Origin of the sequence: Streptococcus cuniculi, from assembly GCF_004570575.1 — a bacterium.
GTDB lineage: Bacteria > Bacillota > Bacilli > Lactobacillales > Streptococcaceae > Streptococcus > Streptococcus cuniculi_A.
This window is the reverse complement of record NZ_SPPD01000004.1, coordinates 102,305-128,655: the sequence shown is the minus strand read 5'-3', so window position 1 is coordinate 128,655 and position 26,351 is coordinate 102,305. Positions and strand designations below refer to the sequence as shown.

26 protein-coding genes are annotated in these 26,351 nt (G+C 45.5%); 2 read left to right on the top strand and 24 right to left on the bottom strand.

What is annotated here, in order from left to right:
• Window positions 1-4: 4 nt before the first annotated feature.
• The 6 genes from E4T82_RS04505 to E4T82_RS04480 all read right to left on the bottom strand — a co-directional run bounded on the left by E4T82_RS04505 (window position 5) and on the right by E4T82_RS04480 (window position 7,099).
• Complete coding sequence (locus tag E4T82_RS04505; protein ID WP_135181673.1) at window positions 5-760, bottom strand: TIGR00266 family protein; 756 nt, start codon at window positions 758-760, stop codon at window positions 5-7.
• Between the two features lie 147 nt (window positions 761-907).
• Complete coding sequence (locus tag E4T82_RS04500; RefSeq protein WP_135181672.1) at window positions 908-1,402, bottom strand: beta-class carbonic anhydrase; 495 nt, start codon at window positions 1,400-1,402, stop codon at window positions 908-910.
• A 204-nt stretch (window positions 1,403-1,606) separates the two neighbouring features.
• Entirely contained in the window at window positions 1,607-2,968 is a 1,362-nt protein-coding gene (gene radA / locus E4T82_RS04495; protein ID WP_135181671.1) for a DNA repair protein RadA, read from the bottom strand.
• Between the two features lie 2 nt (window positions 2,969-2,970).
• Window positions 2,971-3,414: a dUTP diphosphatase gene (locus E4T82_RS04490; RefSeq protein WP_135181670.1), complete on the bottom strand. Its 444-nt coding sequence runs from the start codon at window positions 3,412-3,414 to the stop codon at window positions 2,971-2,973.
• 211 nt (window positions 3,415-3,625) lie between these two features.
• Window positions 3,626-5,389, bottom strand: a complete 1,764-nt coding sequence (locus tag E4T82_RS04485) for an ABC transporter ATP-binding protein (RefSeq protein ID WP_135181669.1) — start codon at window positions 5,387-5,389, stop codon at window positions 3,626-3,628.
• Window positions 5,390-7,099, bottom strand: a complete 1,710-nt coding sequence (locus tag E4T82_RS04480) for an ABC transporter ATP-binding protein (RefSeq protein ID WP_135181668.1) — start codon at window positions 7,097-7,099, stop codon at window positions 5,390-5,392.
• A 260-nt stretch (window positions 7,100-7,359) separates the two neighbouring features.
• Between E4T82_RS04480 and E4T82_RS04475 the strand changes: the two genes are divergently transcribed.
• Together E4T82_RS04475 and galU are read left to right on the top strand one after the other, a co-directional pair.
• Entirely contained in the window at window positions 7,360-8,376 is a 1,017-nt protein-coding gene (locus tag E4T82_RS04475; RefSeq protein ID WP_135181667.1) for an NAD(P)H-dependent glycerol-3-phosphate dehydrogenase, read from the top strand.
• Between the two features lie 10 nt (window positions 8,377-8,386).
• Complete coding sequence (galU, locus tag E4T82_RS04470; protein WP_135181666.1) at window positions 8,387-9,286, top strand: UTP--glucose-1-phosphate uridylyltransferase GalU; 900 nt, start codon at window positions 8,387-8,389, stop codon at window positions 9,284-9,286.
• Window positions 9,287-9,427: 141 nt separating this feature from the next.
• On the opposite strand, the gene E4T82_RS04465 is transcribed toward galU, so the two are convergent.
• From E4T82_RS04465 to tkt, 18 genes are all read right to left on the bottom strand, one after another.
• Window positions 9,428-10,264 carry a hypothetical protein gene (locus tag E4T82_RS04465; protein WP_135181665.1) on the bottom strand — a complete coding sequence of 279 codons (837 nt, stop codon included), beginning with the start codon at window positions 10,262-10,264 and terminating at the stop codon, window positions 9,428-9,430.
• A 333-nt stretch (window positions 10,265-10,597) separates the two neighbouring features.
• Window positions 10,598-11,593, bottom strand: coding sequence for a trypsin-like peptidase domain-containing protein (locus tag E4T82_RS04460; RefSeq protein WP_167753561.1), 996 nt, complete (start codon window positions 11,591-11,593; stop codon window positions 10,598-10,600).
• Between the two features lie 162 nt (window positions 11,594-11,755).
• Window positions 11,756-12,112, bottom strand: a complete 357-nt coding sequence (locus E4T82_RS04455; protein ID WP_135181663.1) for a hypothetical protein — start codon at window positions 12,110-12,112, stop codon at window positions 11,756-11,758.
• 398 nt (window positions 12,113-12,510) lie between these two features.
• Complete coding sequence (locus E4T82_RS04450) at window positions 12,511-13,188, bottom strand: rhomboid family protein (RefSeq protein WP_135181662.1); 678 nt, start codon at window positions 13,186-13,188, stop codon at window positions 12,511-12,513.
• A complete protein-coding gene (locus E4T82_RS04445; RefSeq protein WP_135181661.1) occupies window positions 13,172-13,711 on the bottom strand; it encodes a 5-formyltetrahydrofolate cyclo-ligase in 540 nt (179 codons plus the stop codon). Before E4T82_RS04445 ends, E4T82_RS04450 begins: the two co-directional genes overlap by 17 nt.
• 72 nt (window positions 13,712-13,783) lie before the next feature.
• Window positions 13,784-14,914, bottom strand: coding sequence for an N-acetyldiaminopimelate deacetylase (locus E4T82_RS04440; protein ID WP_135181660.1), 1,131 nt, complete (start codon window positions 14,912-14,914; stop codon window positions 13,784-13,786).
• A 9-nt stretch (window positions 14,915-14,923) separates the two neighbouring features.
• Window positions 14,924-15,622, bottom strand: coding sequence for a 2,3,4,5-tetrahydropyridine-2,6-dicarboxylate N-acetyltransferase (dapD, locus tag E4T82_RS04435; RefSeq protein WP_135181659.1), 699 nt, complete (start codon window positions 15,620-15,622; stop codon window positions 14,924-14,926).
• A 158-nt stretch (window positions 15,623-15,780) separates the two neighbouring features.
• Entirely contained in the window at window positions 15,781-16,314 is a 534-nt protein-coding gene (locus E4T82_RS04430) for a hypothetical protein (RefSeq protein WP_135181658.1), read from the bottom strand.
• Between the two features lie 64 nt (window positions 16,315-16,378).
• Entirely contained in the window at window positions 16,379-17,098 is a 720-nt protein-coding gene (locus E4T82_RS04425) for a PASTA domain-containing protein (RefSeq protein ID WP_135181657.1), read from the bottom strand.
• Between the two features lie 35 nt (window positions 17,099-17,133).
• Window positions 17,134-17,427 (bottom strand): DUF2396 family protein, encoded by a 294-nt coding sequence (locus E4T82_RS04420; protein ID WP_135181656.1) that lies wholly within the window; start codon window positions 17,425-17,427, stop codon window positions 17,134-17,136.
• A 176-nt stretch (window positions 17,428-17,603) separates the two neighbouring features.
• A complete protein-coding gene (locus E4T82_RS04415) occupies window positions 17,604-18,224 on the bottom strand; it encodes a fructose-6-phosphate aldolase (RefSeq protein WP_322783536.1) in 621 nt (206 codons plus the stop codon).
• Between the two features lie 420 nt (window positions 18,225-18,644).
• The gene (locus E4T82_RS04410; RefSeq protein WP_075105229.1) at window positions 18,645-19,010 is read right to left on the bottom strand and encodes a PTS glucitol/sorbitol transporter subunit IIA; all 366 of its coding nucleotides are present in this window, start codon (window positions 19,008-19,010) and stop codon (window positions 18,645-18,647) included.
• An 82-nt stretch (window positions 19,011-19,092) separates the two neighbouring features.
• Window positions 19,093-20,085, bottom strand: coding sequence for a PTS glucitol/sorbitol transporter subunit IIB (gene srlE, locus E4T82_RS04405; protein WP_135181655.1), 993 nt, complete (start codon window positions 20,083-20,085; stop codon window positions 19,093-19,095).
• Window positions 20,086-20,102: 17 nt separating this feature from the next.
• Window positions 20,103-20,645 carry a PTS glucitol/sorbitol transporter subunit IIC gene (srlA, locus tag E4T82_RS04400; RefSeq protein WP_075105227.1) on the bottom strand — a complete coding sequence of 181 codons (543 nt, stop codon included), beginning with the start codon at window positions 20,643-20,645 and terminating at the stop codon, window positions 20,103-20,105.
• Between the two features lie 25 nt (window positions 20,646-20,670).
• On the bottom strand, window positions 20,671-21,147 hold the full coding sequence (locus E4T82_RS04395; protein ID WP_135181654.1) for a transcriptional regulator GutM: 477 nt from the start codon (window positions 21,145-21,147) through the stop codon (window positions 20,671-20,673).
• Window positions 21,148-21,160: 13 nt separating this feature from the next.
• Window positions 21,161-22,996 carry a BglG family transcription antiterminator gene (locus tag E4T82_RS04390; protein WP_135181653.1) on the bottom strand — a complete coding sequence of 612 codons (1,836 nt, stop codon included), beginning with the start codon at window positions 22,994-22,996 and terminating at the stop codon, window positions 21,161-21,163.
• Window positions 22,997-23,005: 9 nt separating this feature from the next.
• A complete protein-coding gene (locus tag E4T82_RS04385; RefSeq protein ID WP_135181652.1) occupies window positions 23,006-23,806 on the bottom strand; it encodes an SDR family oxidoreductase in 801 nt (266 codons plus the stop codon).
• Window positions 23,807-24,152: 346 nt separating this feature from the next.
• Entirely contained in the window at window positions 24,153-26,123 is a 1,971-nt protein-coding gene (gene tkt / locus E4T82_RS04380) for a transketolase (RefSeq protein ID WP_135181651.1), read from the bottom strand.
• Window positions 26,124-26,351 lie beyond the last annotated feature (228 nt).

Genomic DNA, 26,351 nt, shown 5'->3' with positions numbered 1-26,351 from the left:
TTCACTACAAAAAGGCATCGAGTAGTGTAGTCTTGCCTCCACCGTCTCCACCACCTGTGATGAGGTGGCTCCCGATAACTTGGGCAAAGGTTTCGATATTTAAACTTTGAACGTAGATGTCGCCGTAACCGGAGAAGGTATTGACCACGCCTTCTCCCGTACCAATAGACTGCAAGAAGCCATTTTCAAGGTGAATATCGTAGTTCAAGTCCCTGCTCCAAGCTACTACATGGGCATTGTCAATCGTGATACTACCACCTTTTAATTCTAGTTTTTTGATGGAACCAAAGGCATTAGCAAGCACGGTCCCTTCTCCTTCTGTCGTCATGACAAAGAAGCCACCTTGACCACCAAAGAGGGCACGACCCACGCTTTGGCGCTCCATTTTATACTGGGCTGAACCATCGAGGGCTAAGAAAGCACCATCGTTCAAGCGGTATTGTTTAGCACCTAGTTCAAGCGCAATGACTTGCCCAGGCATCGAAGGTGCCAGAGCTAGCTTACCGTCATCAGCGCTTGACATTGCCTCTGTTATAAACATGGACTCGCCAGATGTCATAGAACGTCCAATCGCTCCCATGAGCTTACCTAGACCAGAGCCTCCACGTGCATTCAGCTTGGTATTTAGGCTCACACTCGGGGTATGATAGACCATGCTTCCCCGCTGAATATAGGCAGTCTCGCCTCTTTCTAAGGCAATCTCTACTAGCGGAAATTGCATATTGCTATCAATCGTATACTTCATTCGGTTATCAGCCATGATGTAACCTCCTTGTGTATTGTTTACTTAATACAATTATACACCCTTCTTCAAAACCTGTCAAGCTTGACATCAAATGATTGTTCCATTTTCATTGAATACAAAACAAGAAGCATGAATCCCCTGCTCAATATAGATACTCCATGACTATACAACCTCTGTCATACGTCCTGTATCAACATCATAGACCGCACCAGAAATCTTAATATCATCTGGAATCAGGGGCGACTTGCGGAGCAAGTCCATATCTTCACGAATACTCTCTTCTACATCTGTAAAGGGCAAAAAATCTTGCTGGGACACATCTACACCTAATGTTTTCCGCAAATCCTCCTGAAAACTTTCATTGGTAAAGGTTTGAGCTCCACAATCCGTATGGTGTAAAACCACGATTTCCCGCGTGCCAAGCTGCTGCTGAGAAATAACGAGCGAACGAATCATATCCTCCGTCACCCGACCGCCTGCATTCCGCAAGATATGGGCATCTCCAAGTGCTAGTCCCAAGGCTTGCGCTACATGCAAACGCGAATCCATACAGGTCACAATTGCCACTCTGGTCTTAGGTTTTAAGGGCAGATGATGCGTACCATGCAAATCGACATGGGCCTGATTGGCTTTTAGAAACTGTTGAAAATAGGACATGTTGAAAACTCCTTTTGCAAATATCAGATAGGTTTCATTTCTTTTCCTACTAGCCTATCATGTTCCAGAACATTTGTCAGCCATCGGGCTTGGTGAGTCGGGTTCCTTCTGTCACTTCCGAATAATTTGGAGAAATTTACTCAAAAAGCCAGACATCCCATTTAGAATCTCTAGTTTTTCTCTTCTATACATTTTTCGTGTAAACTAACCAAACACTTTCTGCAAGACTTCACCAATAGTGGTCACACCAACGAGGATAATACCTGCAGGGATTTCTAGACCGATGAGGGAATTTTTAGGGGCATAAATTTTGGTGAAGCCTAGCTTGGCTGCCTCGTTAACACGTTGTTCGATGCGGTTGACACGGCGAATTTCACCCGTCAAGCCAATTTCTCCAATAAAGCATTCTTGAGGGTTGGTTGGCTTATCCTTGTAGCTAGAAGCAATGGCTACCGCAACCGCTAAGTCAATCGCTGGCTCATCCAACTTGACACCGCCAGCTGACTTGAGATAGGCGTCTTGATTTTGAAGGAGCAGACCTGCTCGCTTTTCCAAAACTGCCATAATGAGGCTGGCGCGATTAAAATCCAGCCCTGTCGTCGTTCGCTTGGCATTGCCAAACATGGTCGGCGTCACTAAGGCTTGTACCTCTGCTAAAATGGGGCGCGTACCCTCCATGGTTACAACGATAGCCGAACCAGTTGCGCCGTCCAATCGCTCTTCCAAAAAGACTTGACTTGGATTAAGGACTTCCACTAATCCAGCTGATTGCATCTCGAAAATTCCGATTTCATTGGTTGAGCCAAAACGATTTTTCACGGCACGTAAGATACGGAAGGTATGCTGGCGCTCCCCTTCAAAATACAGCACCGTATCGACCATGTGTTCCAGCATGCGAGGGCCTGCAAGCGTCCCTTCCTTGGTCACATGTCCCACGATAAAGGTCGCGATATTGTTGGTCTTGGCAATCTGCATCAATTCTGCCGTCACCTCACGGACCTGACTGACCGATCCTTGAACACTTGAAATCTCAGGGCTCATAATGGTCTGGATGGAGTCAATAATCAGAAAATCAGGCTGAATCTTCTCAACTTCCGCCCGAATACTCTGCATGTTGGTCTCGGCATAGAGATAAAATTCATTGTCGATATCCCCGAGGCGTTCGCTACGCAGCTTGATTTGCTCGGCTGATTCCTCTCCGCTGACATACAGAACCGTCCCACGACTAGCCAGCTGAGTGGAAACTTGTAGGAGCAGGGTCGATTTCCCAATTCCTGGATCACCACCAATCAGAACTAGACTTCCTGGCACCACACCCCCACCGAGCACGCGGTTAAACTCTGCCATGTCCGTTTCAGTGCGCGCGACATTGATAGAAGTCACTTGGTTGAGCTTGACGGGCTTGGTTTTTTCTCCTATCAAAGACACGCGAGCATTTTTGACTTCTGCGACTTCAATCTCCTCTACAAAAGACGACCAAGCTCCGCAATTGGGGCAACGCCCCAAGTATTTAGGAGAATGATAGTCACAGTTCTGACAGATAAAGGTTGCTTTTTTCTTCGCCATCTTTAGTTCCCCGTTGAGCCAAAACCGCCTGTGCGGGTGCCAGTCGCCTCATCACCATCTGCCAGTAAGAAGGGCGCAAACACAGCCTGCACAATCCGCTCGCCAACTTCAAGTATGACGGTCTCATTGGTGATATTGTGCATTTGGGCAAAAATATGCCCTTCATTGGCAGGGTTACCATAGTAATCGACATCAATGACCCCAACCGAGTTGATCAAGACCAGACCTTTCTTGCGCGGATTGGATGAACGGTCGTAAAGATAGAGAACCTCGCCCTCTTGCATATAAGCTTTTACCCCCGTTGGCACCAGCTTAATCTCACCCGGTGCAAGCTCGATGCGCTCTGCTACTTTCAAATCATAACCCGCTGCATGCGCTGTCTCACGCTTTGGCAACAAGCCCTCATCTGTAAATTGCGATACCAATTCAAATCCACGTCGCTTCATGTCTGTCTCCTAAAAGTCTAATTGTTATCTACCATTATACTATATATTCGTAAAAAATGATGAAAAAGGATGGAGAGATAAAAATTGTGGACACTAAAAAACATTTTCATTGCTCTTTCCATTTTCGGCTCTATTCTGTTAGTCATGTTGGTGGGATAGAAAACTTCGTTGAAACATTGATAAAACAGCACTGCTAGAGGTGCTGTTTTATCTATTCAAATACAAACTGATTGTGGTATAACTCTGCGTAGAATCCACCGAGTTTGAGCAGCTCGTGGTGACTGCCTTGCTCGATGACTTCTCCGTCTTTTAAAACGACAATCTGGTCGGCATTGAGAATCGTTTTCAAGCGATGGGCAATGACAAAACTGGTGCGGCCTGCTGCAATTGTTTCCATGGCAGACTGGATCTTGGCTTCTGTCACGGTATCCACATTGGACGTCGCTTCGTCTAGGATTAAAATTTGCGGGTCCGTCAACAGGGTACGCGCGATTGAAATCAGCTGTTTCTGTCCTGTTGAAAAGACATTGTTTTCATCGTCGACATAGGTGTCATAAGCATCTGGCAGGCTCATGATAAAGTCGTGGATATGGGTCGCCCGTGCAGCGGTTTCCACCATTTCCTGCGAAACATCTCCTGCTCCAAAGGCGATATTATCCCGGATCGTTCCTGAAAAGAGGACAGATTCCTGCAAGACAATCCCGACATTCTGACGAAGGCTATCTAGGTCAAATTCCCGAATATCGACCCCGTCAAAACGGATGCTTCCTCCGTCTACATCGTAGAAACGATTGAGCAAGTTCATAATGGTCGTTTTTCCAGACCCGGTCGGCCCGACAACGGCTGTCATCTGCCCCTTAGGTGCGGTAATACTGACCTGTTTCAAGATTGGTTTTCCAGACACATAACTGAAATCAACCTGATCAATCTCGACCTTGTCTGTCAATTGTGTAAAAGCCGGCGCGTGTTGCGGACGGATTTCCTCTGGTTCATCAAACATCTCCTGAATCCTGTGCGCACCCGTAAAGGCTAGTTGCATCTCCGCCCAGCTTGATGCGACCTGCATCAAAGGCTGGTAGTATTGTTGGGAATATTGGACGAAGGTGACCACTAAGCCCAAGGCTGCTGCTGTTGACAAGTAACGATCAGACAAGGCAATGGTAGAGCCTACAAAAATCACGATGGCTGTATTGACCAAGCTCAAACCATTCATCACCGGAAAGAGCATTCCTGAGAAAATACGCCCCTTAAAAGTGGCTTTTCGCACCTTGGCATTACGCTCCATAAAGCCTTCGATGACCTGCTCTTGCAAGCCCTGAACGATAATGGCCTTCTGTCCTGAGATGTGCTCATCCATATAAGCATTCAACTGCCCGACCTCTTTTTGTTGTAAATCCGTATATTTTCGTGACATGCGGATAATAAATATCAGAAAGAGGAAGGCAATCGGACTCGTCGCTACCACGACAAGCGCCATTTTACTGTTTTGGATAAACATCATGATGACAATTCCGATATAGAGTACCGACTGAGTTACCACCGTTGTCAAGGACATGTTAAAGGCATTTTGGATATTGTCCAAATCGGATGTAAAACGAGAAAGAATCTCCCCGTCTTGATGTTGATCAAAGAAGCGGACAGTCAAGCGCTCCAATTTGCCAAACAAGCCTTTACGCATCTGGTTGGTCGATTGGGAAATGATTCTAGTAAACAAGAGAGCGTAAGTCACCGCACTCGCTGCCATCAGAACCACCGCCACCAATAAACTCCGCAAGGTGGCAAAAAAGATCCCCGCATCGATGATGTCGCCTGCTGCCATTTTCTGCGCCAACTCTGTCAACTCTGTCACCGCTTTTCCCATATAGACAGGAGCGATGACCTGCATGCTGGTCGAAAGGAGAATCGCTAGAAAGATAATGACAAAGGATACTTTGAATTGTTTAAAATAGCTCCCCAAAAAACGTGCTGTTTTCATCTACTCGGCCTCCTTTCCTTTCTGGGTTTCAAAAATATCCCGATAGACGCTGTTGGTCGCTACCAATTCTTTATGAGTACCTTGTCCAATCAAACGTCCCTCATCCAAGACCAAAATCGTATCGGCCTTGACTACTGAAGAAATCTTCTGGGCAATGATAATGGTTGTTGTCCCCTTCAAGTCTTTATTCAAGGCTTCTTGAACCAATTTTTCCGACTTGGCATCAAGGGCTGATGTGGAATCGTCTAAAATCAAAATTTTAGGATTGGCTACGAGACCGCGGGCAATCGACATCCGCTGTTTCTGACCACCTGAGAAATTATTTCCCCGTTCTTCGACATCACTTTGGTAGCGGTCTGGCATGCGGTGGATAAACTCCATGGCCTGCGCAATCCGTGCGGCACGTTCTAATTCAGTATCATCCGCATTTTGCTTACCCTGACGAATATTAGAGGCAATGGTTCCTGAAAAGAGAATCGCCTTTTGCAAAATAATCGATACAGTCTGACGTAGAGTGGATTGACTGACCGTCTTAATGTCCACACCGCCAATTTCAATCCGCCCTTCTTGAGGATCAAACAAGCGTGGAATGAGCTGGGCTAGCGTTGATTTTCCTGCGCCCGTTGCCCCGACTACACCGACCATTTGACCTGCTTCAATCTCAAAACTAATGTCTTTCAAGGTCGGCTGCTCATCTTTTGGATAGGTGAAGGTCACATGGTCAAATCGAATCGTTCCTGTCAATTCTTGGTCTGGCACATCTTGATAAGCCAAGGCCGGCTCTGCTGTAAGGACTTCATTGATCCGACGGATAGAAATCATAGCACGACTGGCATTACTTCCCATAAAGCCAACCATGATAATCGCAAACATAATTTGAATCAGATAGGTGTTAAAAGAAGCCAGTTTATTGATCGCTTCTGGATTGTGACCCAACATGCCATATACCGAGTAAATGGCCGCATAGATGGCAAGGTAGGAAATCAAGATAAACACGGGTTCTAAAAAGGAAAAACCACGCCCGATAAAGAGGTTCAAATCCAGCAAGTCATCCGAGACTTTTTCAAATTTTTCCGCCTGATTTTTCTCTTGCACAAAGGATTTGACCACCCGTACACCGCGGAGATTTTCCTTGGCAATGGCATTAATCTTATCGACCAGTTGCTGGAAGCGCCCAAAACGAGGCACCATAATCCCCATAATTACCGCCATAGTGGCACCAATCAAGACAATCATCAACAGCACAATCCACCACAAGGAAGGCATGGTCATGATGGCAAAGACAACGCCGCCTGTAAACATCAAGGGCAAACGAAGCAAGACCTGAAAGGACATCATGAGCAAATTTTGCACCTGAGAAATGTCATTGGTCATGCGCACAACCAGATTTCCTGCATTAAATTCCTCAATATTGGCATAGGAAAAGGTCTGGATTTTTTTGAACATACTCTCTCGCAAATCTGCAGATACAGACTGGGCAATGTAGGCTGCAAGGACCGTATTGATGGCTCCTGCAAACAGACCCAGCCCCGCAATCCCCAGCAACCAGCCGCCAAGCTGATAGATGCCTGCTTGGTTGTTTTCTGCTACAGCCGCTAAGACACTTTGTAAAAAACGAGGCTGCAACAAGCTACTACTAACATATAAAATGACCATACATATGGAGCCCAAGGCATACCATTTGTATTTCATAATCGCTTTGATTAACATATCGTCTCCTTTTATAGTAGATTGTTCAAGGAATAGGACAAGGCAAGGAGCTGCAGATAGGACTGGCGTTCATCACAGCGACTGAACGATATCCTAATCTTTATTCAATTCACTATACAATGAATAATACCTCTCATGGTATCATATTTGAAGCGAGTTTTCAATCCTTTTTACATCAGTAGAAACCGAATGCCTCATGCAAATTTTTCATAAATATGATAGAATGGAGATACTGATTAGTCCCAAAGAGAGGAAGTAATATGAACAAACAAAAAATCGCCGTTCTCGGCCCAGGATCATGGGGAACAGCCCTATCACAAGTCCTTAATGATAATGGTCACGAAGTGCGAATCTGGGGAAATGTCCCTGAGCAAATCGATGAAATCAACCAATTCCACACCAACAAACGCTATTTCAAAGACATCGTCCTAGACCCTGCCATCAAGGCTTACAAGGAATTAAGCGAAGCCCTCAACGGGGTAGATGCTGTCCTCTTGGTCGTACCGACCAAGGTCATGCGTTTGGTGGCCAAGCAAGTCGCTGAAACGCTGGACCACAAGGTAGTGGTCATGCACGCTTCCAAGGGGCTAGAACCTGAAAGCCACAAGCGTCTATCCACCGTCTTAGAAGAAGAAATTCCTGTTGCACTTCGTAGCGAGGTGGTCGTCGTATCAGGGCCAAGTCATGCGGAGGAAACCATTATCCGTGACTTAACCCTCATCTCAGCGGCATCTAAAGACATGGAAACAGCCCAGTATGTCCAAACCCTCTTTAGCAACCACTACTTCCGCCTCTATACCAATAACGATGTCATCGGGGTTGAAACAGCTGGGGCGCTTAAAAATATCATCGCAGTGGGAGCAGGTGCCCTTCACGGGCTGGGCTATGGTGACAATGCCAAGGCAGCCATTATCGCTCGTGGACTGACCGAAATCACCCGCCTAGGGGTTGAAATGGGCGCTAACCCTCTTACCTATAGCGGTCTGTCTGGGGTGGGGGACCTCATTGTCACAGGAACCTCCGTCCATTCCCGAAACTGGCGAGCAGGAGATCAGCTCGGACGCGGTGAAAAGTTGGAAGATATTGAACGCAATATGGGCATGGTCATTGAGGGAATTTCAACAACTAAGGTTGCCTATGAACTAGCCCAAGAGCTGGGCGTTTATATGCCGATTACCCAAGCCATTTACAGCGTCATCTACCAAGGGGCTAGTATCGAAGAAGCCATCAAACATATCATGTCTAGTGAATTCCGTCAGGAAAATGAGTGGTCCTAAGGAGATGAATATGACAAAAAAAGTTAGAAAAGCCGTGATTCCAGCAGCTGGGTTAGGGACCCGCTTCCTGCCCGCTACGAAAGCCTTGGCAAAAGAAATGTTGCCGATTGTGGACAAACCAACCATTCAATTCATTGTAGAAGAAGCCCTTGCTTCAGGAATTGAAGACATCCTAGTGGTTACCGGAAAATCAAAGCGCTCCATTGAAGACCACTTTGACTCCAATTTTGAACTGGAATACAATCTCAAAGAAAAAGGAAAAAATGACCTTCTTAGATTGGTAGATGAAACAACAGGTATTCGCTTGCATTTCATCCGCCAAAGTCATCCACGTGGTTTGGGAGATGCCGTTTTACAGGCCAAGGCCTTTGTCGGAAACGAGCCCTTCGTTGTCATGTTAGGGGATGACTTGATGGACATTACCACTAAAACTGCAACTCCGCTCACCAAGCAATTGATGAACGACTATGAAAAGACACACGCTTCCACCATTGCGGTCATGCCTGTGCCTCACGAGGAAGTATCAGCCTATGGGGTTATTGCGCCACAGGGCGAAGGCATCAACGGTCTCTATAGCGTCGATACCTTTGTCGAAAAACCTGCGCCTGAGGACGCACCATCTGACCTCGCTATCATCGGTCGCTATCTCCTTACTCCAGAAATCTTTGATATTTTGGAAAATCAAGCACCGGGAGCAGGAAATGAAATTCAGTTGACAGATGCGATTGACACGCTCAACAAAACCCAACGCGTATTTGCCCGCGAATTTAAGGGGAACCGTTACGATGTTGGAGATAAATTTGGTTTCATGAAAACCTCGATTGACTATGCCCTACAGCATCCGCAAGTGAAAGATGATTTGAAACAATACCTCATCACACTTGGCAAAAAATTAGAAGAGCAAAAATAAAGAAAAACAGATCTGCTTTCAGACATAACCTTGTTTATCTCAATCAAAACACTCCTGTTTCTAGCTAAGGCTAGATGTTTGAACAGGAGTGTTTTTCATATGACTCATTTCCATGCAAGAAACGAGGAAGCCTGATATGATTTACTCTACATTCCAAGCAACTCCCTCATACCTCCAACCGCGGGTAGAGAGGACGTTTTTCTCGTTGGCATCTCTGGTGTAGAGGTGTTTTTTAATGCCTGAGTGGTAGAGACGATAGACTGGAGTGCTACCGCTTGATTTATAGGCTTCGCCTTCTTGATTCCAACCACGAGTCGCAAGGACGGCATATTCATTTTTATCCATGGTATAGAGGTGTACCTTTAAATCGGGTTGGTAGAGACGGTAGACTGGAGTGCCTGTCGCATTGTTTGTCGTCCATGCTTGTCCTTCTTGATTCCAGCCACGATTACCGAGGATACGAAATTCATTTTCATCAGTGGTATAGAGATGTACCTTTAAATCAGGGTGATAAAGACGATACACAGGGCTAGTTGGTGGGACAACTTCGATATCAAATACTTGTAGGTAGCCTATTGTGGGATTCAAACCAGTAGGGCCTGTCCTAAATCCAATATCATACTTTTTCATATCAGCACGAAACTGGTCTGAGAAATCATTTAAATAAACATTTAATCTCACTTTACCTGTTCCGACTGCTTTCCAATGACCCGTATCATCGATTTCTAGCGCAGTCCTAGACGATTCTGAACTCAAGCTATAATGATAGGGTTGTTGAAAATCTTTCAACGGTCCATCTTGTAATGGACGGATTTGCCCAGATTGTCCGACCACTATTTTTCCTTGGGGTACGGTGGTTTCATCCAAATAGAATTCACCCTCGCTAATATAGGTGGTTGCTGCTGCATGCTGAACAAAGGAGAAACAGACAAAACAGACGGATAATAGAGTTGTTAAATAAACGATTGTTTTTTTCATGGTAGAAATTCCCTTTCTTTATAACTGAACTCGCCCCAAACTCCGTGCGAAAAAGATAGGCAGCTGTTCTAGCGTTAGCTAGTTACAACTACGAACGCCTTTAGGAGGACGCGGGTGTTCCAACTTTAGTTGGTTACAGCTGTTGCTCTCTTTAGGGATAAACACCCCTAGAAGCTTGAGCTTCGTCGTCTTTCCTATTTTGCCGTGAACGTTACGAATTTATTCGTTTTACGGACACGGATACTTTTGAGTGCTTCAATAGTCTAGGAATAGACTGTTGAAGGTTGGAAATGAAACGAGTGTAACTCGTGTCAAACGCTCTCGTATCTTATATTACTCCACATTCCAAGCAACGCCTTCGTACTTCCAACCGCGGGTAGAGAGGACGTTTTTTTCGTTGGTGTCCATTGTATAGAGATGCACTTTTAAATCTGGCTGGTAGAGGCGATAAACAGGCTTAGTCCCAGAAGAGTACCAAGTAATCCCTTCATACTTCCAGCCTGATCTCGCCAGCACATTCTTTTCATTGCTATCTGTCGTGTAGACATGTTTTTTTATACCTGCGTGGTAGAGACGGTAGACGGGTTTTCCTTGGGTATCAGTCCGCCATGCCACTCCTTCGTCGTTCCAGCCCTGACCAGCCAGTACATTTTTTTCATTGGCATCTGTCGTATAAAGATGGTATTTCAAACCTGGGTGATACAAACGGAAGGTCGCTATGACCTTGCTGATACCTTTTGCTGAATTGCGATTGTTTTTTGCATAATCAATTAAGGCTAAAGCTTCCTGATTGATTCTTCTTGCTGAATTCCTCCCGTAGCGTTGCAAGTAATCTGCGGTATTCACACCTTCTTTCGGACTTGCAATGTTTATCGCCACAATTCGATTGTTGGCATCTAATACAGGGCCACCACTATTACCACCATAAGTATCTATTTGATAGCGAAGGAGGCGATCAGAACTCTCTAATACAGGACCAGATGCTGCATACATGTACTCTCCCTTATCACTCGGATAACCGACAACCTGCACCTTTTGATTCATTGCCACTTGATTGGTCACAGATAGAAAACCAACATCTGGGAGAGAGCGCGACAAGGTGATAACGGCGATATCATTTTCAACTTTATTTCGTGTGTATCCATACTCACCAGTGGCCAGATCATTCTTAAAACTGCTTAGGACATGATAGGTCCAGCCTGTCGCTCCACCATACGGCGCATGTCCTCCCGCATAAGCTGGGTAGACTACTACTGACTCTGCCCACTCATTCGTTTCTACATTCCTAAGGCAATGTGCAGCAGTTAATGCCTTATTGGGCGCAATCATGACTCCACTACCGCGTTTTGGTCTGCTATTTTTAAAATACATATCAATATATATGATATATGACTTGCTTATAAGGGGTCACTGTGGGATTGATCACTAGCACTCGATCATCTCGACCAAAGACCATGTCAGGGCTGACCGTATCTCCATCACTTGGCTCCTTCACAGTCCTGTCTTCATATAAGAAAGGCTGGGTAGAGGAGGACTCGGTACTTGTCTCTGTTTCAGTAGAATGGCTGATGGACGGTTCTGTAGCGCTGCTACCAAGCACCTCAGAACACGAGGAAGAAAAAGAGCTATCTGCCGAAACTGCACTGCTGGAGGAAGGGCTGTCAGACTGGTATCCGTCGCACTACTGGATACTTCTGAGCTAAGAGAGTCAGTATCTGCGATTTCAATCGATGCGCTCGGCTTACTAGCGGGTATCCCCTCTCCTGTCTCCACTGCCTGAGCAGGAATAGTGGACAACAGCAAAACGGATAACAATAGACTAGAGAGAATTCTTTTTCGATACTTCATAGAAGGCTCTCCTTTTGCCTTCTTCTTTTATTATAGCAGACTATTGTATAAATGTCTATTGTTTTTTGTAAACGCTACCAAAAACGGTTTGCTTTGCAGAACCAATAGCTTTAGTGGACACTTTAATATCATTTTTAAACTCAAAACTCCTATGACAACGGCTTTTTAGAAAAAATAGAACTTAGTCTGAGACTAAATTCTGTCGATTTCATACGGTTTTCCCGTACTAAATTTCACTTCCTGTAGACCTAGAATTTGCTCTGATAAATCAGCGAATATTTTGCTTTGACATTCAGCAAGACACACGAACCACATTAGACATTCAGAACCCGTATTTTCGTCCTTTAGTATCAACTGCTGAGAAGGAAGGCATTTTCTAATCAGCCTTCTGTAGATCGTTATAGATGAAGACTGGCAAGGCTCAAGCCGATTGCAAGTAACAGATAGAAGAGCAGTGCTAAGCGCCTTTGCCGGTTTGTAAATAAGTGCGGCTCTCTAAGAGTTGGTAAAAAAACACTTGCAACAGCGCCACCAACAACACCGCCAATATGACCTGCTAGACTAATTTCAGGATTAAACAAACCCAAGACCAGATTGATGAGAAGAAGAGCGATATAGCGCTGTCCCAAGAGTTGTAGATAGGGATTGCGACTATAATAGCGTAAAACAACCATGGCGCCAAAAAGACCGAACAAGGAGGTCGATGCCCCTGCTGCCACCGCAGTTGGTGTAAGCCATAAGATAAAGATGTTCCCCATGATACCCGCAAGGAAATAGAGAAGGAAAAAGCGCTTTGAGCCAAAGATGGCTTCCAATTGATAGCCGAAAACATAAAGGGTCATACTGTTGAAAAGAAAATGTTCCCAGCCAATATGAACAAAGATGGGCGAAATCAATCGCCACAACTGGGTCGGATCAATCTTCACGATTAGTCCATACATTCCTCCAAATTCATAGATGGTCTGTGCGGTCGTTGCCTGTCCAAAACGTAAAAACTGCATGGCTAAAAAGACCAGCGTCGTCACCAGCAACAGGGCATTGGTCACGGGATAACGTTTATCAATCAATTGTTTCATAGCATACTAGCTCTCTCACTGCTTGGTCGAACTCTTCTTCGCTAAACTCATAACGCTGAAAATCACAGATGGTGCTTACTGTCATTCCTTGATAGTCTAGTAGATATCGGTCATAAAAACCACCACCATAGCCAATCCGATACCCCGCCTCATTCCAGGCAAGCCCTGGTACATGGATGATATCAATCTCTGACGGTTCAACAACCTCATCAGACCGCGGCTCCCAAACACCAAATGAGCTGAGCTCCAAGTCGTTCGCATCATAAGGCACAAAGACCATACGTCCCTTCCCGTAGGTTTTAGGGACGACTACCTGCTTCCCATCCTGCTTGGCCTGCGCAATCAAATAAGAGGTATCCAGCTCATGTGGCATGGATAAAAAGGTCGCAATCGTCCCTGCCTCTTGATAGGCTAAAAGCCCACAAATCGCTTGACAAGCCCACTCACTCCAAGCTTCTCGCTCCTCTACCGACAAGCCTTTCAATCGCGCTAACATGCTTTTTCGAATGCGTGATTTTTCCATCTGCACTTCCCTTTCCTAACGATAAAAACCAATCCCAGAGACGAATGGTCACGGATTGGTTCAACTGCTTCATCACTCTGCTGCTTTGTGACGCAAAAATTCTGCCAAGTGCTCCACTGCAAATGGGATAGCCTCCTCTTTGGGATTTAGACGAGGATTGTGCAGAGGATAAGGCGTATCCACACCGAGCCAGAACATGACACCGGGCACCTTGCTAAGCAGATAGCCAAAATCCTCTCCAGTCATAGCAGGAGGACAGTCAACTACCTCTACCTCAGGCACCGCCTCAAAATACGTCATCAGCTCGTCTGCTAATTGGGGATTGTTTTCCACAGGCAGATACCCACCTTGGTTCAATTCAATCTCAACCTCAAGACCAAAGGAGGCAGCAATGCCCTGTGCCACTTCACGGACCCGTTTTTGAACCAAGAGGCTCATGCCTTGCGTCAAGGAGCGAATCGTCCCATGCAAGAAGGCTGTTTCGGCAATGACATTATTGGTCGTACCAGCATGCATAGAGCCAAAGGTCACGACCGCCCCCTCAATCGGATCGACATTGCGACTAACCACGGACTGCACTTGGGTCACAAAGTAACTCGCAGCTACCAAGGCGTCATTTGCTGTATGCGGAAAGGCTGCATGACCACCGCGGCCGATAAAGCGAATCTTTACCTCACATGTCCCTGCAAATAAGGTCGCTCGGTTGGTCGCAATCTGCCCCACCTTCAAATCAGGGCGCACATGTAAGCCATAAAATTCATCTGGCAACCAGTCACCAAAAGCACCTGCTTCATACATGAGCATGCCACCTGCCAGATTTTCCTCAGCTGGCTGGAACAAAAAGAGCAGATTATGGCGTGGCTGTTTGGCAATCATCTGCTCCAAAAGACCAAGAGCAATGGTCATGTGAAAGTCATGACCACAGGCATGCATACGCTCTTCATGAGTAGAAGCAAAATCAAGTCCTGTCTCTTCGACAATAGGCAGTCCATCAATATCTGTCCGCCAGCCAATCGTTTTCTTCCCTTCCGTTCCTGTCAGATAAACAAGAATCCCTGTCTCCCATGTCCGAATCTGATCAAAGGAACAATCTGTTAACAGACCCTCAAGTATCTCCATCAGAAAAGCATGGGTCTTGAACTCTTCCATTCCGAGTTCTGGAATTTGGTGCAGGGCGCGCCGTGTCGCAATTAAATCAAGCATCGCTATCTCCTAGAGTGTCCGAAGTGCATCTTCCAAGGCAGTTTTTTGCTGGGTTTGGGCATCAATTTCCTTTATCACACGCGCAGGAACTCCTGCAACCACTACATTTTCAGGAACATCCTGGGTCACAATGGCACCTGCCGCTACAACAGAGCCACTACCAATCTGCACTCCTTCAATTACCACGGCATTGGCACCGACTAGGACGTTATCTCCTACACGAACAGGCTCTGCGCTCGCAGGCTCAATCACACCAGCCAAGACAGCACCCGCACCGATGTGGCTATTTTTCCCGACTGTAGCACGTCCACCGAGGATAGCTCCCATATCAATCATGGTTCCTTCACCGATTTCCGCACCGATGTTGATGACCGCGCCCATCATGATCACAGCATTGTCGCCAATGGTTACTTGGTCACGGATAATGGCACCTGGTTCAATGCGGGCGTTTATCGAGCGTTTATCGAGCAATGGCACCGCCGAATTCCGCGCATCTTGCTCTACTACATAATCTTTGTTTTCTGTCAAGTTAGCAAGAAGCGGCGCAATATCTTTCCAATCACCGAAAAGGACATTGCCGAGTTTGACCACCGTTTCAGGAACAGCAGTTGCTAATTTTCCCTCAAAGGTAACCTTGACGGTAGTCTTTTTCTCTGCTTGGGCAATAAATTGAATAATCTCTTGGGCGTTCATTTTTGTCGCTGTCATAACATCTCCATTTCTCAAATACATAATACAATTCCTATTCTATCAAATTTTCAGAATATTTGGAAATAATCTTTGTTTTTCAAGCTGCCTTTTCTTCAAAAAAAGACTGAGAAACGGATTTCTCAACCCACTTCTTCAGTCTTCCTATACGTTAACGCTTATTTTAGCATAGACTGAGCTTGTTCTCTGGCTGTGGCCATAGCTTGTTTTAATTGGTCACGAGCTGTTTTCAAGGCTGTCGTCATGCTTTCGCGACCTTCTGCTGGAATTTGAGTGCTATCATCCCCAAGACTCGCGAATTGAGTCGCAATCGTTTCTTGCTGTTTGTCCATCATTTGGGTCAACTGCTCACGAAACGGTACAAGTGCGTTCTTGCCTGATTCTGGTAGTTGAGCAATCAATTCATCAAAATCAGCCACATAGGCGTCTGACAATGATTTAAAGGCTGTCTTCACATCACCCAAGGTTTGGATTGCATCAATCTCTTGATCTGAGAGATAAACGATGGTGGATTCTTTCAATGTTTTCGCCTCAGACGAAGAACTAGTTGATGTTGATTCTTCTACCTTAGACGATTCTGCCGTCATCGAAGATGACGAGCTGTCGCTTTCTGTAGCCTTATTCGTTGAACAAGCTGTTAAAGCTGTTACCGTCAACAGACCAACTAAAATAGGGAATAATTTCTTTTTCATGATAGTCTCCTCTTTTTTCTATCTCCATTCTGCCCTAATCTCCCCAAATTGTCAAGAGTTATACTTATTTTCTCTTCTTGAATGGAAAGAGTTTCGGGACTTGTTGGACAAGGGTGGGCAGCTCTAGCTTCTTGTTTTTGGCATGGCGGAGCTTTTCTTTGCTCTCTCGTAATCCTACCTCTGTCAAATAGTACAATTTGACAAAACTGCCCTTGGGGACAGCTGTAACCAACATATTGGGCTTGGGTTGCATGTCTAAAACGGTCTCTGTTTGCTGATACGCATGCCTTGATTGCCCCTTCACAGGTATGGCAATTGTTCTCAAGCCAAGCTCCTGCAAATGCTGCTGCGCTTCTTCAAGCGCTAGACCGATGACATTGGGTAGGGAAATGGTTACATCACTCGCTGCAATCACCTCTGGGGTCACATAGTAGAGTTTGACCAGCGTTCCTGGCTCGAGATTGCCTGATTTAGGAACCATTGCCACCACTTCGCCAGCTTGCTTGTTGGCATAGCGTTGATGGGGCTTGGCAAGAATCCGTGTGACCACAAAGCCTAACTCTTCCAGATGGTTCTGGGCTTCTGCGATATCCATGTCCACCATATTGGGCAGGCGCACAAGACGATTTTTCTTCTGGTAATTCTGCTCCAAGACCTTATCCACCAGCGGAACAACTGCATGGACAGCCTCACCAATCATCCGTGTTGTATCTGGAATCACATCAAAAATCTTTGCGACTTCCCCAATCATTTTTCCGTTGACTGGTAATTTCTTTTTCGCCATTTACTACCTCTTTTTCCTAATCTATCTCGTCAGTATCAGCGGTGGAAAAAGCCGATCTTCTTGCTTTCTGCCACTACTTCCTTATCTACATAATAGAGCTTAACCAAGCCTTTTTTCTCTACCCAACCTGGATTGTAATCGACCACTTCACCAGCGCGTTTCTTGGCGTATTTGCGCTCGGGTTTGACCAAGACCGCACTCACACGAAAGCCCATGTCCGTTAAGTGTTTCTTGGCTTCCGCTACATCCAACTCAAGGACATTTGGACTTCTTTTTTGCCGATATGGCCAATCCCATTTAAGATGGCACTTCCTACCAGCTACAACCATGATTCCAGCATCGCTGTTCTCCTCATTCTTTCTCTATTATCATTATAAGGTTTTCAAACTAAACTTTCAAGAAAGAGCAAGTAGGGTAGAACGTGCGTTTTCTTCGCGTGGTTCTATATTCAACAAACTATGAAACCAAAAAGGTCGTGACAACACTATCCCGACCTATTGATTCATCAAACCTGTTTCCGCCCAAACGTTTCGTCCCAATCTCTCTTAAAATCCGCCACTGCCTTGTCAATGGAAGGGTGGGCGAGCAATTGATCCAAGACATCGGTGCTTAGGGTGACAAAGCCTGCTCCTGCATGGACAGCATCCAACACCTGTCCGACCTGCTTGAAGCTCGCAGCTAGAAGTTGAGTAGAAGATTGAGTGCGCTCAATTTCCTGTTGAACATGGGCAATCAGTGAAGTGGCGTCCCCATTTAAGACCGAGATACGATTGACATAGGGAGCTAGGAAATCCGCGCTGCTTTCAAGGGCTAAAAGAGCCTGCATTTCTGTGTAAATCGCCGTCGCAGTCACCCCTAACTTGGCTTTTTTAAGAGTTTGTATCACCTGCAGTCCAGCCTTCGTGACAGGCACCTTGATAAAGATTTGATCATCAATACCTTCAATAAGACGGTGGGCATCGGCCAACATTCCCTCATAATCTTGAGCAACGACTTGGACATGGAGACTCCGCTCAAAACCAATCAACTGGCGGAGGCCTTTCATGTGTTCAAAAAAGTCCAGTTCCCCTTCTCTCTTGAGGATACTGGGATTGGTCGTCACACCTGACACCGGAAGATAGGTCAAATACTCTTTGATTTTTTTCCTGATTGACGGTATCTAATAGTAGTTTCATCGTTTTTTCCTTTCAAAACAACATATAAAACAAGATAGAGGCTGGCACAACGTCCAGCCTTGTTAGCATCATTTCGTTTCCTTTTAGTACTCGCTCCAATCGTCTGGAAGACTGTTGGAGGTTGGAAATAAAACGAGTGTAACCCGTGTCAACGAGCTTTTGTGTCTTAGTAATTGAATTCGGGCTAAAAGCTCGGAAAATAGATAGGATCTGTTTCGGCTTTAGCCGATTACAGCTGAGAATCCCTTTAGTGGATAGGTAGCTGTTCTCGCTTTAGCTAGTTACAGCTGTGGCTACCTTTAGGTGTAAACTAAATGACGATATCTTTTGTGGTAGTGTTTGTGAGACATACAGTAAGTGACGTTTGATGGCTAGGCCACCAATTCAATCACGCTGCCTTCTTTGAGCGCAGGGATTTCTCCAGCTTCCACATGGAGGGTACCTGGAAGAGAGCCTTCGCAAGAACCATCAAAAGCAATGGTAATGTGTCCTAGGGCTGACAAATTTTGCTCCACGACATTCCCCACTGCTGTGACGGGATAGACTGCGCCGTCAATGACCAAGCGCACCCCCGGGACGATAGACCCTGACAAATCCTTGTTACTAATCTTGTAGCAGTAATCAGCCAAATCAGCTGGTGCTTCCATCCCGAATAAAATGAGCATATTTGCTTCTTCAATCATGTTTGGAGCCTGTTCTCCGATACTTACAATCTTTGTTTCAAAAATTTTTGTCATTCGTCTATCTTCCTATTCTAATTCTATTATTTGTCGTTCACTATAGAAGTCTATCTTCTATAAAGTCAATAGCTGACGCGTATTAGCTATACAAACCAAAACTTGCCAACCAAGCTACAATCACACGTGGCACACCGTTCAAGAAACGAGAGTAGAGAACAGATGGTACCCCTACCTCAACGGTTTCTGCTTCTGCCTCTGATAAGCCAAGGGCAACCGGGATAAAGTCACAACCATTTTGCGTATTGATGGCAAAGAGCGCTGGAAGAGCCATTTGTGGAGGGATATTTCCTTTTCCGATTTCCACACCGATCAAGGTACCGATGATTTGGCTGATAACCGCACCAGGGCCTAAGAGTGGAGAGAGGAATGGAAGTGAACAGATAAATCCGATAATCACCAAGCCCCAGACATTTCCTGCGAGTGGTACCATGAGTTTTGCAAGCCAATTTCCGACACCTGACCCTTGAATAATCCCGATTAAGAGAGATACAAAGGCCATGAATGGCAAGATGGTGTTGAGCATGGTTTGAATCGCTTCACGGGCTGCTTGGTTAAAGGTTGCAACGACCTTACCAGCTCCCATACCGATACGGGCGATAAAGCTCGATTCAGCGCGCTGTTCCGTAATCTTTTTAGAGGTGTCATAGCTAGGCTTTTTGACCTCAGTTGCTTGAGGAGCTACTGCAACAGCTTCTGAACCGTCTGCTAGGCTAATCTGATCCACACCGACATTTGATACGTAGATGTCTTCGGTGATGTATTGGGCCAAAGGACCACTTTTTCCTGTTGGCACCACGTTGATGGTTGGAATGCCTTTCTTTGGATAAATGCCACAGCGAAGCGTTCCACCACAGTCAACAATCGCAAGGGCAATTTCTTCATCTGGAATCGATGTTTTAAAACCATTGACTGGCTCCATACCTGTCAATTCTGCAATCTTGTCCACAATGGCTGGCTTTTCACCGCCACCTGTAATATAGATAAATTTGTGCTTTTCTTCTGTCGGGGTAATCACCAAGGGACCACCATAACCGCCACTACCTTTTACAACTTTAATGCTCTTGTATGTCATTGTCTCATCCTCTTTTCTTAGTCAAATGTCTTTTTAAGGGTAATTCCTTGTTGTTTTGCAACATAGGCAGTTGTAAAGTCTGTCACCCAACCACCGATAAAGTTCATCACCAAACCAACCAATAGATAGCGGATGGCTAATTCTGTCTGGTTGAGACCAAGCGTTTGGATACCTGTTGCAATACCGAGATAGACAAACAATTCACCCGGATTGATATGAGGGAAGACCCCATTTGAGGTATGGCAGAATTGCATTTGCGCTGCGACAAAACCTGGTTTGTAGTATTCAGGCAAAAAGCGTCCCATGCTGATGGCCATTGGATTTCCAAGCATAAAAGCGGAAATAAATGGCAAAATCATGTAGCGAGTGACTGGATTTTTCGCAGAAACCTGTGCCAAGCGATGGACTTTTTCTTCCCCAAGAAGCGCAATCACCGTATTCATGGCTACCAAGAGCATGAGTACCACAGGGACAATTCCTGTCATCCAGCTAATGAAGGTCTCACCACCCAATTGGAAGAGTTTGATAAACCCTTCAGCAAATTTTACAACATATTCCATAATAAACTCCTCTGTTTATTGATTATTATTTTTTAAATTGAAATTTGATTCGTGCCGAAAGCATTTTTAAGCGAGTGCCGAGGTCCATGACAGGGGCGAATTTTGGGACATCCCGATAATCACCCGCTTCAGACCGGACAAATACTTCCCGCGTATCTTCAATCGCGATTTGTAATAGTTTATTTTCTTTTCGCACAAGAGGGTTGTGGCGATCCAGATAATGAATATCTTGCCCCACATAGTCTGGCATCTCCTTAAAACGAGCTGCAACCGTTACGCCTTGCATTCTACGAGCGGCAAGGACCTGCCCTTTTTGATCCACCGCCATCATGACAATGGTGCCTGCCTTGATACGACCGCTCCTACGACCGATGGCCACCCGTCCTTTTTTTCTCAGTTCTGAATAGGTCTGATTGAAGTGCTTGATTTGGCGCAAGCCAAAGATGATTTGGAAGATGTAAGCCGCAATCACAACCGCCCCTAAGATATACACACTATCCATTGTTATTCCTTTCTTACTTGCTCAAACGAATGGTGTCAGACGAATGAGACAATCCTAGCCGTTCCTTGATATGGGTTTCGCTACTCATGCGGAAGGTATTGTCAAAGATTTTAAAGAGTAAATCCTGATTAAAATCATCCAACTCCATCGGCACAAATAGAAGAATGAAATCCCGAATGGTCTGACCAGATCTGGTTTTTACTGAAAATGGAAAATCCGCTGCTACGATCACAATCAATTGATTCAGACTGGCGTCTGTCAGATGCGGAAAGGCATAGCCGTCTTCTGAAATGGCTGGATTTTTGGCCTCCTTGACCTTCAATTTCTCAACTGCTTCGCTTGAGATAAGGCCTTGAGTTTCCATCACTTTCAGTAAGGCCTCAATATTTTCCTCGTAGGTCGCTTGCTCATCAAAGGCAAGATCGATGACACGACTATACATCTCAAGCTTCCGCCCCAAAACCGTCCGCTCCAAGGCTTCCCGCTCGGCTTGATTCTCCTTGGTCACAAGCGAAAGAGACAGGAAAGGCTGAAAGAGCGTTTGGCTGTACATCAGATTATCCGTGAAAATTAGGTCATAGTGCTTGTTTAATTCTTCGTAGGGAAGATGATTGACAAAGTCGAGAAAATCAAGCTGCACCGCCTCCCCAAAAATCTGACGAATCTGCGTTTCAACCAGATAATTGAACGATTGTCCCGACTGCGTAATGACCGCAACCCGACCGATTAAGGGCTTGCTTTTTCGTGCCATGAGCAATTCCATCCAAGCTGCTAAGAGGACCACCTCTTTTTCGGAAACAGCCACTCCTGTTAGCTCCACCACACGGTCGACAAAGAATTGAGACACGATTTTTGAAAATGAGCTTTGAATCAACTGTTCCCGCAGGCTGACTTCTTCAAATCGCCATTTCATGACACTACGATTGAGCATGTAGACCAAATGTCGCTGCAAGACTTGACCGCTTTCACGAATATCCAGAGTGATGCCAAATTCTTGAACCGTCTGACGCAGAATGGTTTCTGCCATCTCCAGAATTTCGATTCGCGCAATTTCTGCTGGAATCAACCCCAACTGCATGGGAAAGGTCAAAAATATCTGCTCTGCCTTGGTCAATGGCCGCTCCATAAAGTACAATAAAATATCGTAGAAAATAGCTGGCAAATCAAGGGATTGCTGGCTGGTAAACCAAGTAAAATCCGCTTCGTCCAAGGGATGATGACGGCGTAACACCGTCAAAAGCAAGGTCGCATGAAAGGTTCGCTCGACATCAATGGGAAAACGATGATGCTGCACAAAGTCTGTATAGGTTTCCATGAGGTCTTTGGGAAGCTCTAGCTTAGTTTCCAAATAATCCATGACCTCGTAGAGGTAGAGCAAGCGCTTTGCCAGCTCCGACCCCACCAGCTGGATGCCAACACCCGTCTTAGACACCAATTTCAACTGATAGGCTTCCAAGACCATTTTCATTCGATTGATGTCACGGCTTAGACTGCGCCGACTGATACCGACTTCGTCTGCTATCGTATCTGCCGATACATAGCCATCTGCCTCTAAGAGAATCCGAAAGAAGATTGCCTGGCGTTTATGGAAAGAATTCAAATCTGTAGAAAGGAGCAAGTCCTCTGTGACCAAGACCTTAAAGGCCTCTTCATCATGAATCCTAAGCGATAGCTTGCCCCCTACTTCTTGTATCGAAAAGATATGATCATAGCTATATAATAAGGCTTCGATGAGTAATTTAAGGGTACGTCTAGAACATTGAAGCCGATCACTCAACACCTCATAGCTGACACTTGCATGAGATGATAATTGATATAATAATGCCTTTTTGTTTAATTCTAGACTCATAATCCCTCTTTATCCTCTTGTTTTTCCGCCTGCTACGTTTGTGGTGACACCCGTGATATAGCTTGCTCGATCAGACAAGTAATAGCATACCAAGTCCGCCACTTCGCTCAAGCGACCACTGCGTCCCAATGGAATGGTACTGGTGTTGCTGTAACCTGCGCGTAATTCCTCAACCGTTTTTCCACGTGTATAGGCAAGAGCTTCTTCATAAGAAAGAGTACGCAGTCCCGTTGCTTCCATGATTCCTGGAGCAATGCCCACCACACGGATACCATGTTTGGCCAATTCTTTTGCCCATGAACGAGTGAGAGAATAGACCGCACCCTTTGTCGCAGCATAGATACTTTGTCCTTCACTACCTTCTAAACCTGCTTCTGAAGCCATGTTGATGATGACACCTGCTTTTTTCGCCGCAAGGATACGAGCCACTTCTTGCGATACAAAGAACAAGCCCTTGAAGTTGATATTGACCATCTTGTCAAACTTTTCTTCATTGAGCTCATACTGTCCAGCTTCTTCAACCACATCGACCAACAAGCTCGGAATATTGATTCCTGCATTATTGACCAAACCATCTACGGTACTAAAATGTGCGACTACCTTAGCAACCGCTTCTTTGACCGCTTGATGACTGGTCACGTTAGTTTCCACAAATAGCAAATTCTCATGGCTCACATCTGAGTCACGAATATCGAAGTTTGCGACCTTAGCCCCTTGTTCCAACAAGCCTTTGACGATCGCAAGCCCAATCCCTGAGCTTCCGCCTGTCACTATGTACACCTTGTCACGAATCGTTAACCAATCCGACATTTTTTCAACCTCCGTTATCTTTTATTCCCTTTGAAAATCCCTATCAGCCTTCGTTTATCTGTCTGATATTGATTTTCTTTGAGTATTGACTACACACTTATTATAAAACGGAAGCGCTTTAAACTTAAGGACACGATTTTTTGAACCGCTTGCAAGATGTGTCCATAAGTTCAACCTGTCGGTCTGTTTTGAAATTATTTTCTTTTATTTTATCATGTCATGAAAGTTTTTTGACCCCTTGCGATCAAAAAAAGTCTGGGTCCTCTAAACTCGCCCTCACATTTTCTAGCTCGTGAAAAAGAGGTCCACTGGACCTCTTTTTTCATCTTATTTTGAATCGTATCTCTTACAATTCTTTGACTGTCTTCACGACATTTTCAACGGTAAAGCCATATTCTTCAATGACTTTCGCTGCTGGTGCTGACGCTCCAAAGGTATCAATACCAAGCACTGCACCGTCTAGGCCGACATATTTGTACCAGCTTTGAGTCGCCCCCATTTCAATGGCTACACGACGGCGAATAGCATTTGGCAAGATTTCTTCCTTGTAGGCTGCATCTTGCGCATCAAAGAGTTCTGTTGACGGCACGCTGACCACACGAACCTTAATGCCTTCTGCTGCAAGCTGTTTAGCAGCTGTGACTGCCAAGTTCACTTCTGAACCGGAGGCTAGAAGAATGGTATCAAAGCCTGCTTCTTCATAGACCACATACGCCCCTTTTGCGACCTTATCAAAATCTGTCCCTTCTTCTACCGTTAAGTTTTGACGCGTAAGGACAAGAGCAGACGGTGTTGACGGGCTTGTCAATGACAAGTACCAAGCTGCTTGTGTTTCACGCGCATCTGCTGGACGGAAAACGGTCAAGTTTGGCATGGCACGGAGGCCTGCTAGATGTTCAATCGGCTCATGAGTTGGACCGTCCTCTCCAACGGCAATCGAATCATGAGTAAAGACATAGGTCACTGGAAGCCCTTGAAGAGCAGACAAGCGAATCGCTGCTTTCAGGTAGTCTGAAAAGACGAAGAACGTTCCACCATATACACGAAGTCCACCGTGGGCTGCCATACCATTCAAGACCGTTCCCATAGCAAACTCACGCACACCAAATTGGATATTGCGGTTGAGGCGGTGACGATCGTCCTGCAAACCGTCCTCTTTGATATAGGTCATGTTTGAATGCGCCAAGTCAGCAGATCCACCCAAGAAAGTTGGAAGGACTTGCGCTGCCGCGTTAATAGCATCTTGACTGGAGTTACGAGTCGCTTGAGAGAAGCCTGCTTCATGAAGTGGGAAGTCGCTTGGTTTCAACTCCACTGGATCACGACCTTCTAAAATGGCAGTGACTTCTGCTGCCAATTCTGGATAAGCAGTCTTGTAATCTGCAACCATTTTTTCCCAAGCAGCATAAGCAACCTGACCACGGTCAGCGACTTTTTCCTTGAAATCGGCATAGACTTCAGCTGGAACCTCAAATGGGGCATAATTCCAATCCAAGGCCTTGCGCGTCGCTGCTGTTTCTTCTGCTCCAAGTGGCGCACCATGGACTGCATTGGTTCCTTGTTTATTAGGAGCTCCATGTCCGATAATGGTTTTCACTTCAATAAGAGCTGGCTTGCCTGCTGCTTTTGCCTTTTCAATGGCTTGGTTAATAGCTACTACATCTGTTCCGTCTGCTACGAAATCTGTATGCCAACCATAAGCCTCATAACGAGCGCGCACATCTTCTGTGAAGGAATCTTTAGTCTCTCCGTCTAAGTTAATATCATTTGAATCATAGAGAACGATGAGCTTGTCTAATTGTTGCAAACCAGCGTAAGAAGCCGCCTCAGCAGACACTCCCTCCATTAAGTCCCCGTCACCACAAATGACATAGGTATAATGGTCAAAGATGTTATAATCGTCCTTATTATACTTTGCTGCAAGGAAACGTTCCGCCTGCGCAAAGCCTGTCGCAGTCGCAATTCCTTGACCAAGAGGTCCAGTCGTAATGTCAACCCCAGCAGTGTGACCATATTCCGGGTGACCAGGTGTTTTAGAGCCCCATTGACGGAAGTTTTTAATTTCTTCCATGCTGACTTCTTCAAAACCTGAAAGATGAAGAAGGGCATAAAGCAACATCGAACCATGTCCTGCTGACAAGACAAAGCGGTCACGATTGATCCAGTTTGGTACTTGTGGATTGATACGCATTTGGTTGGTAAAGAGACTGTACGCCATAGGCGCTGCCCCCATTACCACCCCTGGGTGACCTGATTTCGATTGTTCAATGGCGTCAATACCAAGGAAACGAATCGCGTTGACTGATAAGTGTGACATAACTTCCTCCTCTTAAAAAAATTATTCTAGTTCTATTATAGCATAAAGCGTTTTCTTTGTTACATATACGTTCAATATTTGGACCAATTTTCAAATAAGAAGGGCGGAGAGCAAACGTTGTCCCCCGCCTATCCATGAAAAGCCTAACTTACAGTTCAATCCTCTATTCAAGATAGTTCTTGCGCTCTGCGTCACTGCTTTTTCACATAACCCCTAGTCCAACTTTGC

Coding starts and splice junctions, on each gene's coding strand:
- E4T82_RS04505 (WP_135181673.1), bottom strand. CDS start 760: ATGGCTGATAACCGAATGAAGTATACGATTGATAGCAATATGCAATTT.
- E4T82_RS04500 (WP_135181672.1), bottom strand. CDS start 1,402: ATGTCCTATTTTCAACAGTTTCTAAAAGCCAATCAGGCCCATGTCGAT.
- radA (WP_135181671.1), bottom strand. CDS start 2,968: ATGGCGAAGAAAAAAGCAACCTTTATCTGTCAGAACTGTGACTATCAT.
- E4T82_RS04490 (WP_135181670.1), bottom strand. CDS start 3,414: ATGAAGCGACGTGGATTTGAATTGGTATCGCAATTTACAGATGAGGGC.
- E4T82_RS04485 (WP_135181669.1), bottom strand. CDS start 5,389: ATGAAAACAGCACGTTTTTTGGGGAGCTATTTTAAACAATTCAAAGTA.
- E4T82_RS04480 (WP_135181668.1), bottom strand. CDS start 7,099: ATGTTAATCAAAGCGATTATGAAATACAAATGGTATGCCTTGGGCTCC.
- E4T82_RS04475 (WP_135181667.1), top strand. CDS start 7,360: ATGAACAAACAAAAAATCGCCGTTCTCGGCCCAGGATCATGGGGAACA.
- galU (WP_135181666.1), top strand. CDS start 8,387: ATGACAAAAAAAGTTAGAAAAGCCGTGATTCCAGCAGCTGGGTTAGGG.
- E4T82_RS04465 (WP_135181665.1), bottom strand. CDS start 10,264: ATGAAAAAAACAATCGTTTATTTAACAACTCTATTATCCGTCTGTTTT.
- E4T82_RS04460 (WP_167753561.1), bottom strand. CDS start 11,593: ATGATTGCGCCCAATAAGGCATTAACTGCTGCACATTGCCTTAGGAAT.
- E4T82_RS04455 (WP_135181663.1), bottom strand. CDS start 12,112: ATGAAGTATCGAAAAAGAATTCTCTCTAGTCTATTGTTATCCGTTTTG.
- E4T82_RS04450 (WP_135181662.1), bottom strand. CDS start 13,188: ATGAAACAATTGATTGATAAACGTTATCCCGTGACCAATGCCCTGTTG.
- E4T82_RS04445 (WP_135181661.1), bottom strand. CDS start 13,711: ATGGAAAAATCACGCATTCGAAAAAGCATGTTAGCGCGATTGAAAGGC.
- E4T82_RS04440 (WP_135181660.1), bottom strand. CDS start 14,914: ATGCTTGATTTAATTGCGACACGGCGCGCCCTGCACCAAATTCCAGAA.
- dapD (WP_135181659.1), bottom strand. CDS start 15,622: ATGACAGCGACAAAAATGAACGCCCAAGAGATTATTCAATTTATTGCC.
- E4T82_RS04430 (WP_135181658.1), bottom strand. CDS start 16,314: ATGAAAAAGAAATTATTCCCTATTTTAGTTGGTCTGTTGACGGTAACA.
- E4T82_RS04425 (WP_135181657.1), bottom strand. CDS start 17,098: ATGGCGAAAAAGAAATTACCAGTCAACGGAAAAATGATTGGGGAAGTC.
- E4T82_RS04420 (WP_135181656.1), bottom strand. CDS start 17,427: ATGGTTGTAGCTGGTAGGAAGTGCCATCTTAAATGGGATTGGCCATAT.
- E4T82_RS04410 (WP_075105229.1), bottom strand. CDS start 19,010: ATGACAAAAATTTTTGAAACAAAGATTGTAAGTATCGGAGAACAGGCT.
- srlE (WP_135181655.1), bottom strand. CDS start 20,085: ATGACATACAAGAGCATTAAAGTTGTAAAAGGTAGTGGCGGTTATGGT.
- srlA (WP_075105227.1), bottom strand. CDS start 20,645: ATGGAATATGTTGTAAAATTTGCTGAAGGGTTTATCAAACTCTTCCAA.
- E4T82_RS04395 (WP_135181654.1), bottom strand. CDS start 21,147: ATGGATAGTGTGTATATCTTAGGGGCGGTTGTGATTGCGGCTTACATC.
- E4T82_RS04390 (WP_135181653.1), bottom strand. CDS start 22,996: ATGAGTCTAGAATTAAACAAAAAGGCATTATTATATCAATTATCATCT.
- E4T82_RS04385 (WP_135181652.1), bottom strand. CDS start 23,806: ATGTCGGATTGGTTAACGATTCGTGACAAGGTGTACATAGTGACAGGC.
- tkt (WP_135181651.1), bottom strand. CDS start 26,123: ATGTCACACTTATCAGTCAACGCGATTCGTTTCCTTGGTATTGACGCC.